The following is a 7,828-nucleotide window of genomic DNA, read 5'->3' as shown; positions in this document are numbered from 1 at the left end:
AAAACCGGAACAGGTGGCCGGACAAACCGAAATACGCAAAAACTGATATTCACCAAGTATTTTGACCGTTTACGTTCAGAAAACGATAAAAACTCACCCGAAATTCCCTTCTTCTATTTAACCTCTGAAGGATTTTGGCACTTAAAGCCAAAATCTGGAATAGCTTTACATGAAATTAAAGCATTCAGTTACGGTAAGGTTGCTTTTGCCTTTTTTGATACCGAATTGTTCGAACTTATGAAAAGTAGTGTTGTGCGATCCGATCTAAGATTAGCTCTAACACAGAACTTAACGCGCTTACCAGAACTCTATCAGCGTTGGCTTTTGGGTATGGGTAAATCAGAGAAAACGGCGAAAAGTTACTTGGGTGCTGTTGGCGGCGTATTAAATGAGATGGCGTTTCGGCATCAACTTACCTTAACAGAATTAACGAAAATTAATTCGTTTCATGAATATCAGTTGGTGACTACACCTTTATATATCCTTGAAGAATTCAGAGAAAAAGATCAGCGTGGTAACAAAATGTACAGTTGCGCGTTGAGATCTTATGGTGAATTTTTGGCTGAACTTGGTCAGATCGATGTTACCGTTGATGTTGAAGAGATTTTAAAAAGCGAAGAGTTAAATTCAACGCAAAAATCAGTTTTAGTCAGTGCCAGAGTGGGCCAAGGACAGTTTAGACAAAGCCTTTTGTTAGAATGGGAAGGCTGTGCGGTAACCGGTTACCCTATGCCAGAAATGCTTGTTGCCTCGCATATTAAGCCATGGCGAGCATCGAATAACACCGAACGGCTAGATCCCGCTAATGGCCTTTTATTAATGGCTAACTTAGATAAAGCATTTGATCGAGGTTTTATATCGTTTGCAGATAACGGCCTGATCATGATTGCCCAAGCTTTGGAGCAGCCAGAAGTTCTGGGTGTTAGGCCTGACATGCGTTTAACGTTGCGACCAGCAAATCGCAAGTACCTTCACTATCATCGAGAGCTTTACCAAGAACGTTTCTAAATTAGTAATAGCTCAAGCCTAATATAACGTCCTCCATGCTTGTAATAAACAGTTTATTTTTAAAAAATAGCGAAGCCACTAAATGGGTACAGCTTGCTTGATTTTCATTGCAATTAATCGCAAACAGCAGGGCCGTCTTTTAGCTGAATTGTTACGGCGTGTTATAATTAGCGCCGATGTAAATAAGCGTTGAATTGATCGAAGGCAAGGAGCCCGAACATGAAATGGATATTGGTTGCAGTACTCATGCTTATTCATAATCCCCTAATCGCTTCAACTAAGTATTCCCAAGCGCAATGTAATGAGTTAAAAAAACAAAGAGAATACATTCGTAAGCGCATGAATGCAGGCTATGGTGTTGCTGAAGGTAATTGGTTAAATGAGCGAGACCGCGAGTTATTTCAGACCATCGGCCTGCGTTGCAATCAAGCATCTTCGCCTGTAAGTCATTCACCGCAAAACACTTCAGAAAATATCTACACACCTATGAGTACGATGTTGTCTGAACCGGCAAAGTCAGCACTGAAGGATATGCCCGATTGGTCGGCACAAAATGCTATTTTTAGTGGAAGCAAAGCGGCTGCTTGGGCTGATTTCTACCAAGTGCCAACGCATTGTCGGCAAAAAAACTTGTCTGAAACTGACTTTGTAAAATGTGCAGACCATAAAGCGGAACAACGCCAGCAATTCATCACAAAATGGGAAAAACAACAACACACTGTCGTTAACATTACCCCTGCAATTGAACAAAACGATCAGCAGATACAACAAGCCACTTTTGCAATTCTCGAGGCCTATATAGCTGAAAATAAAAATTTAGAATTGCCATCAAGCCTAACCCTAAGTGTGCAAGCTGAAAGCGATTATCAGCGGCACTTTAGATGGTTTGGCTTATCTTTTGTTGTGCTGCTGGCGGCGGGTGGATGGTTGATATGGCGAAAGTGATGTTGATGAAAGCAGGCTAAGCACGTGTCAAAATTGCTTTAGTGCGCATATTTATACGTTGCTCAAATCACACTTTATTGATAATACTAAACAACATCATGGATTGAGACGGTTTTATGTCGGTGAGTTATTACGATCAGTAAGCTGCGAGCTTTGCGCATGACACCCTCAGTGTCGATATGACGTTGCTTTATGACGAGTTTTTGCCGCTGCTGGCGCCGGGTAGTGTTATCGTCGATGCCGGTTGCGGTGCAGGTAGGGATAGTCGCTTTTTCCTGTCTAAAGGGTTTCAGGTATTGGCCTTTGATGCCAGTAAGGCGCTGGTCGACATCGCTGAACAAGTTACCGGTATCGCGGTGGCACATAGTACCTTTCTTCGCTTTACCCCTCCGATCAACGTTGATGTGGTAGCTTAAGTAAAGTGCGACACACAGGTATTTATTCTCAACACTGTGTGTCATAACAATGTTACTGATTAGCATCATGACAATAGGTGAATTTTGTTGAATGTTCAGTTTATAACCTCACAGATCTTACGAGTACTTTCTGAATTCCAGTCATGATGGATGATCTTACTTCCTCCCGCACGCATAAAAACAAATAGCTAACAATGAATCGCTTAAATAAACAAGTGTGTAATTGCATCCGCGATATCGCGTTTATAAGCTGCAAAAGGGGTCTCGTGATTGAAGCAAGGCAAAAAGAGTTAGCGTTTAGTAATGGTAACTCGGGATCATCCAAAATGCGGATAATCTAAACTTGGGAAGCTATTCATTGGGCAAAATTGTAAACATGGGTGAAGAGTGTATGGGAAAAGTCTCGACATCGCGTTTACCTAAGCATATTCGGTCAGAGCTTCGCGCCAGTCACGCTGGCGAGTTTGGGGCAGTCTGGATTTATCGCGGTATTCTGTGCGCGAATTTAATTCGTCAAGACGCGCAGATAAAATCATTTGCTTTGCAGCACTTGGCCACTGAAAAGTCCCATCTGGCAGGTTTTGCAGCTAATATCCAAAGGTATCGCGGTAGTTTGTTGCTGTTTTTCTGGGGGATAGCGGGCTTTGTTACGGGTGCTCTGCCAACGCTCTTGGGAAGAAACTGGATGTTTTATACTATTTTTTGCGTTGAGTCTTTTGTCGATGAACATTATCGCGAGCAGCTTAAATTATTTGATCATGAATGCAATTCATTCGTTAGGGGATTTTCTCAGCAGATGGCGGCGTTTCATGCTGATGAAACAAAGCACCGAGATGAAGCTCTGCACGCAATGACAAAACAACCAAGTAAAGCAATGCGTTGTTGGGGCCGTTTAATTGCCTACGGTTCTCAATGGGCGGTGAAAGCCGCCAGACTTATTTAGGCCGAAACATGGGTAAAGTGTCTCGTGAAAGAGCATCAAAGGCTTGCGGTATCTGTGAGTCAATGGCTCATAGCGTGTTATACCGAGTGAAGGCCATGCAAAGCCAGACTTGGATCTTGGTCTGCAAACAGTGTCAAGAGCGACTGAAGCAAACCAGTGAAGGTTATCACTATGGCGGTACGTGGAAGCAAAAGAAGCGAAATTGATACTCATGCTAAAAAACAAAACCATCAATCACACTCGCGAGCAATGGGTAGATCAGTACCGCTATTTAACTCAGTTTATTATGCCCAAAGAAGCGCTTGATAAACGACACGATTGGCCGATTAAGCACGACCATTGTTTTCAACGCGTTGTGCTTGATAATGTCTGCAACGGCGCTTGGTATGACTACATTAAGCAACCTGCATATCGGCATTTAAGTGCTGCGCAGGCGCAGGCTGCCGTCAAGCTATGTGAAGACATTCTTGCGGGTGAAGTGGATTTACATTGCTTAAATAAACGGTCTTTGAGATGGAGACAAAAGCAAAGCAGCTTTGCTTTTTAGTGATGACAACGACGAGAATATGAGTAAAAGAACCTCCCCTAGAGATGCTAAGCACGTGATCACGGCCGACGATGTGGACGACATTGTGTCTGACAAACGCAGCAACTGGCGAGCAAGCGCTGCAAAAGCACGACGCCGGCAGAGACGTTACAAGCGTATGCTTACGCAAGAGTTATTACTAGATGCACAAGCCGACTTATCCAAAACCTAAGCAAGTTGTAATGTCATGCTATGTGTAATGCAAACTCAGCACACCACACATCACCTGCGCCAGCGGTGACAATCTCTTTATCCAAATTCACTATTTCACCATGAAAAACGGAATGACTTGGCACAGTACCAACATTTCTGGATACCATAGCTTATAAGAGGAATAATAAAAAATGATCTGTACGGTCTGCTACTCTGTGCTCTGTTGCCAATTGCTGCTGCGGAGATTAGCTTGAACATTACCACTTATGTCAATTACGAAAAGTATCAGCAGGCTAACCAGCAATTTATAGCGAATTACCCGCAGGGCGCACTGGTGGTATTTATGGGCGACTCCATCACTGAGTTCTGGCCATACCAACGCCCGACGTTTTTTGCGCAAAATAACTTTATCGGTCGAGGCATAGGCGGCCAAGTTAGCCATCAGATGTTGCTGCGTTTTCGAGAAGATGTGCTTAATCTGAAACCGCAGGTAGTAGTGATCCTCGCTGGCACCAATGATATTGCGCAAAACAGCGGCGCCATTGATTTACCCCGCGTAGCCGACAATATTTTCAGTATGGCCGAATTAGCGTGCGCTCACGGTGTTAGTGTCATTCTGTGCTCGGTATTACCGGCCAGTGATTTTCCGTGGCGCAGCGGTTTGCAGCCGGTGCACCGTATTGTTGAGCTTAATCAGCTGATTAAGCAGTACGCAGTGCAACACCAAATTCCTTATGTAGACTATTACGCAGCCATGAATGATGGCAAAGGTGGCTTGCGGGTGCCTGATTTCACCAATGCAAAAGATCTTGTGCATCCCAACGCCGCAGGTTATGTGATGATGGAGTCGTTAATTGCGCCAGTGATTGCAAGTGTGCTTGAAGCCCGCAGTAACGAGTTAATCTAGGAGCCTTAATGATCAGTTATTATTGCAATATTAAAAAAAGACTGTCAGTTTATTTTACAATAAAAACTCTTTTCTTTTTAATGTCCATATAAGCAATTGAAAAGTAAGAGTAAAAAAATATGGTACAAATATTGAAGATAAATTCTGCGGAAAAAGTGTTTTAAATGCACTAACTGCTCTAATCAATTCACCAGTCTAGATAGCATGCCTAGTATTAATGGCGCTCATACCATTTGATGTTACAGGTTGAAACTAGCGTTTTTAGTATGAGGGTTTCTTTATGTTTAAACGAAGTAAGATAGCTTGTGCAATAGGTTTTGCTTTCTGTGTAGTTGGTCCGAATGCCAACGCAGGCATCATAAGTGTTGCGTTAGACGCAGATGTTAAAGTAGAAGTGCCATTAGGTACATCACCAGAATCAAATTCTGATACCAACGCAGTTGAAGTTGATACATTTATACGTCGAGAAAGTGGCTCTTCTTATGCGCAGTCAACCGCTCGTGCATTGAGTACGGGATGGTTTTATGCAACCTCTCGAGCTATACAAAATGCTTCGAGTAGCGCGACTATTCTTCAAAAATACGTTTTTCAGAATGACGGGGATGATGGCTTTTTCGATTTTAACTTTACCGTCGAGAATGGTGGACTAGATATTTATTGCCAAGGCGATGGTTATGGGGAGGGCTACGGTGACGGATATGGCGATGGCTACGGTGACGGATATGGCGTTGGCACCAATAGTTGCGATACGACCCTTGCTAGCACCGCCGGCTACAATGCCAATATCACTGTTGGATCGACTAGTCTTTGGAGCAGCGCTGCAACCCTTATCTGGGATGTGAATGGGTACACTTTAAATACTTCCGGCACCTTATTAAGTGATGCCTTTTCGCCAGGAGATTCTTACTTTGGCTGGGGCGAGCGCAGCTTTAATGTTGACCTTGGATTTATCGGTGCCAATCAAACTATTGAGATAATCTACTCAATATCGACGATATCGTTGGCAAGTGATGGTTTGAACGCTTATGCGCAGTTCAATGACCCGTTTAGTTTTAATCGCTCGCCGAGTGCTGTTCAGCGTTCTACTACCACAAGCGTAGGTGAACCAGGTTCCATTGCTTTACTGAGTCTGTCACTGCTCGGCTTGGCCGTACACCGCAGGAAATTACGCAACCAGAAATAGCGAATAAACGAATCGCTCTCGCCAGCAAACACTGTTAACTCAGCGAGAAGGCAGTTGCGTTCTCAGTGTTTGCTGTTCATTTTAGCAAGCGTGAACATTGATCAAGAATGCTCGCGATTGCCTCTTCATGAAGGTAGTGACTGTATTTTTGTTTAACCCGATTAAGCCTATCGGCTAAGTCTTTATTGTTAAGCGCAAAATGAATCGCACTATCAATATCAATTTTTGAATCTGCGTTTAAAGCAATGCTAAGTTTTTGGCTACTGGTTTTTCGTGCCAATATATTTTGTTCCAACTGGTAAGGTAACAACAGATTGGGTTTGCCGTGCAGTATTGCTTCACCGACTAATCCGTGACTCGCGTTGTTAATCAACAATGCCGTTTGTTCAAAGATTTTCGATATGTTGACCGGGCGATCATATAACTCAATATTTGTTGATTCCTGAATACTGCTGGCCAGTTCCGCTGGGGCCTTAGGAATGAATAGAACACTTTTTATTGACAGTTTTGCCAGTGACTTTATTAAAGGTACTAGCAGTTGTGTTCTAGGCTGCAAATAAGCGAAAACCACTTTTTGAGAAGGCTTTAAAGGTACAGTGATCCCCGTATTAGTTGTGTTTCTTGGTCCATAGTATTCGCTATCGCCAGATCGTTGGTAATGATCTATCTCACTGAATGTACATAGAAAATGCGTTGAATCTCGAAATAGGTCATACAAAACATTAATTGAGTTTCTTCCATATGCCTTTAACACAAGGTTAATGTTTTCAACAACGGTCAAATACCGCTGATTTACATCTTGCGTAGTAATAGCGTCGGTTTGTTGAAATAAAACGGGTCCTTTGGTGTCCGGGGGTAAGAAAAAACCATTGCCGAAAGTACAGCTTTGAATATCTAAGCATTTACACACCAACAAGGCTGTAGGGCTATGATCACAAATGACCAGATCCGGTTTTATTAGTTCAAACAAGTTGCTCCAGCCTTTCGTCAAACCAAGTAAGCTCTGATCTGATTCATAACCTAAATCGTGAATGATATCGCTGTAACTGTAAGTGGCTGTTAATCGCTCGCGTCGTTCTGATAGTGATATCGGACTTTGATAAAAAGTCACATCAAGTTCGCTCAATACTTGTTGTACAGACGCAAGGTTTCTGCCAACGATAGATACCTTCATGTTTTGAGCCAATAAACCGATGGCTAAAGCTCTGAATCCCATAACGTGGCCTAGCGCAGCGCCAAGCTCCCAAGCAATGACAATGTGCTTTTTCAATGGTTAGCCTCCGATAAACGACACTTACAACGCATGGTCTTAGCATAATCGATTCTTGTGAAAAGAATCATTTTTATGTTTTCTTGCTTCGGTATAAGTAAGCTTAACGGTATATTCCACATCTTGTCTGATCGAACAAGTAATCTGCGTAGTGTTAAAGCGAGTATAAAGTTTGTAATTAAATTTAGTGCTGCCGTGGGTATTGTCATGCAATACCTTAATTTACGGAGTTTTCGTGTTTGAGTACTGACTGATAAAAATCTCATTTACGATCTGAGGTTATGCTTACTGGCATTTTTCGAGATGATTGTTTAGTAAGTTAAGCGAGTTTATCGCTAGCTTGTCTACTCACTTATAGCGCTTATTACTTCAGTATCATCCCTTAATAAATTATACGTATTACCATTACTCCACGGT

10 protein-coding genes are annotated in these 7,828 nt (G+C 42.6%); 9 read left to right on the top strand and 1 reads right to left on the bottom strand.

The features are described from left to right. From JAO78_RS15495 to JAO78_RS15460, 9 genes are all read left to right on the top strand, one after another. Positions 1 to 1,008, top strand: a 1,008-nt coding sequence (locus tag JAO78_RS15495) for an HNH endonuclease (RefSeq protein ID WP_226752277.1), incomplete at its 5' end; no start/stop codon positions are given. A 219-nt stretch (positions 1,009 to 1,227) separates the two neighbouring features. After that, entirely contained in the window at positions 1,228 to 1,953 is a 726-nt protein-coding gene (locus JAO78_RS15490) for a hypothetical protein (protein WP_226752276.1), read from the top strand. A gap of 179 nt (positions 1,954 to 2,132) precedes the next feature. Further along, positions 2,133 to 2,369: a class I SAM-dependent methyltransferase gene (locus tag JAO78_RS15485; protein WP_226752275.1), complete on the top strand. Its 237-nt coding sequence runs from the start codon at positions 2,133 to 2,135 to the stop codon at positions 2,367 to 2,369. A 391-nt stretch (positions 2,370 to 2,760) separates the two neighbouring features. After that, positions 2,761 to 3,312 carry a demethoxyubiquinone hydroxylase family protein gene (locus tag JAO78_RS15480; protein WP_226752274.1) on the top strand — a complete coding sequence of 184 codons (552 nt, stop codon included), beginning with the start codon at positions 2,761 to 2,763 and terminating at the stop codon, positions 3,310 to 3,312. After that, positions 3,282 to 3,518 carry a DUF8622 domain-containing protein gene (locus tag JAO78_RS16895; protein ID WP_500786070.1) on the top strand — a complete coding sequence of 79 codons (237 nt, stop codon included), beginning with the start codon at positions 3,282 to 3,284 and terminating at the stop codon, positions 3,516 to 3,518. The genes JAO78_RS15480 and JAO78_RS16895 overlap by 31 nt, the downstream gene beginning before the upstream one ends. Then, complete coding sequence (locus tag JAO78_RS15475) at positions 3,494 to 3,859, top strand: hypothetical protein (RefSeq protein ID WP_226752273.1); 366 nt, start codon at positions 3,494 to 3,496, stop codon at positions 3,857 to 3,859. The genes JAO78_RS16895 and JAO78_RS15475 overlap by 25 nt, the downstream gene beginning before the upstream one ends. A gap of 19 nt (positions 3,860 to 3,878) precedes the next feature. Beyond that, positions 3,879 to 4,070 carry a hypothetical protein gene (locus tag JAO78_RS15470; RefSeq protein ID WP_226752272.1) on the top strand — a complete coding sequence of 64 codons (192 nt, stop codon included), beginning with the start codon at positions 3,879 to 3,881 and terminating at the stop codon, positions 4,068 to 4,070. Positions 4,071 to 4,301: 231 nt separating this feature from the next. Then, a complete protein-coding gene (locus JAO78_RS15465) occupies positions 4,302 to 4,958 on the top strand; it encodes a GDSL-type esterase/lipase family protein (protein WP_226752271.1) in 657 nt (218 codons plus the stop codon). A gap of 280 nt (positions 4,959 to 5,238) precedes the next feature. Beyond that, positions 5,239 to 6,141, top strand: coding sequence for a hypothetical protein (locus JAO78_RS15460; RefSeq protein ID WP_226752270.1), 903 nt, complete (start codon positions 5,239 to 5,241; stop codon positions 6,139 to 6,141). A 76-nt stretch (positions 6,142 to 6,217) separates the two neighbouring features. Here JAO78_RS15460 and JAO78_RS15455 read toward each other — a convergent pair whose 3' ends face one another. After that, entirely contained in the window at positions 6,218 to 7,411 is a 1,194-nt protein-coding gene (locus JAO78_RS15455) for a glycosyltransferase (RefSeq protein WP_226752269.1), read from the bottom strand. Positions 7,412 to 7,828 lie beyond the last annotated feature (417 nt).

It is taken from the genome of Alishewanella maricola (assembly GCF_016343785.1).
Lineage (GTDB): Bacteria > Pseudomonadota > Gammaproteobacteria > Enterobacterales > Alteromonadaceae > Alishewanella > Alishewanella maricola.
The sequence above is the reverse complement of the archived record's forward strand: the minus strand, read 5'-3'. Positions and strand labels throughout refer to the sequence as shown.

Excerpts from the sequence above, each read along its gene's own strand:
- JAO78_RS15480 (WP_226752274.1), top strand. The coding sequence starts at position 2,761 with ATGGGAAAAGTCTCGACATCGCGTTTACCTAAGCATATTCGGTCAGAG.
- JAO78_RS15460 (WP_226752270.1), top strand. The coding sequence starts at position 5,239 with ATGTTTAAACGAAGTAAGATAGCTTGTGCAATAGGTTTTGCTTTCTGT.
- JAO78_RS16895 (WP_500786070.1), top strand. The coding sequence starts at position 3,282 with ATGGGCGGTGAAAGCCGCCAGACTTATTTAGGCCGAAACATGGGTAAA.
- JAO78_RS15485 (WP_226752275.1), top strand. The coding sequence starts at position 2,133 with ATGACGTTGCTTTATGACGAGTTTTTGCCGCTGCTGGCGCCGGGTAGT.
- JAO78_RS15490 (WP_226752276.1), top strand. The coding sequence starts at position 1,228 with ATGAAATGGATATTGGTTGCAGTACTCATGCTTATTCATAATCCCCTA.
- JAO78_RS15470 (WP_226752272.1), top strand. The coding sequence starts at position 3,879 with ATGAGTAAAAGAACCTCCCCTAGAGATGCTAAGCACGTGATCACGGCC.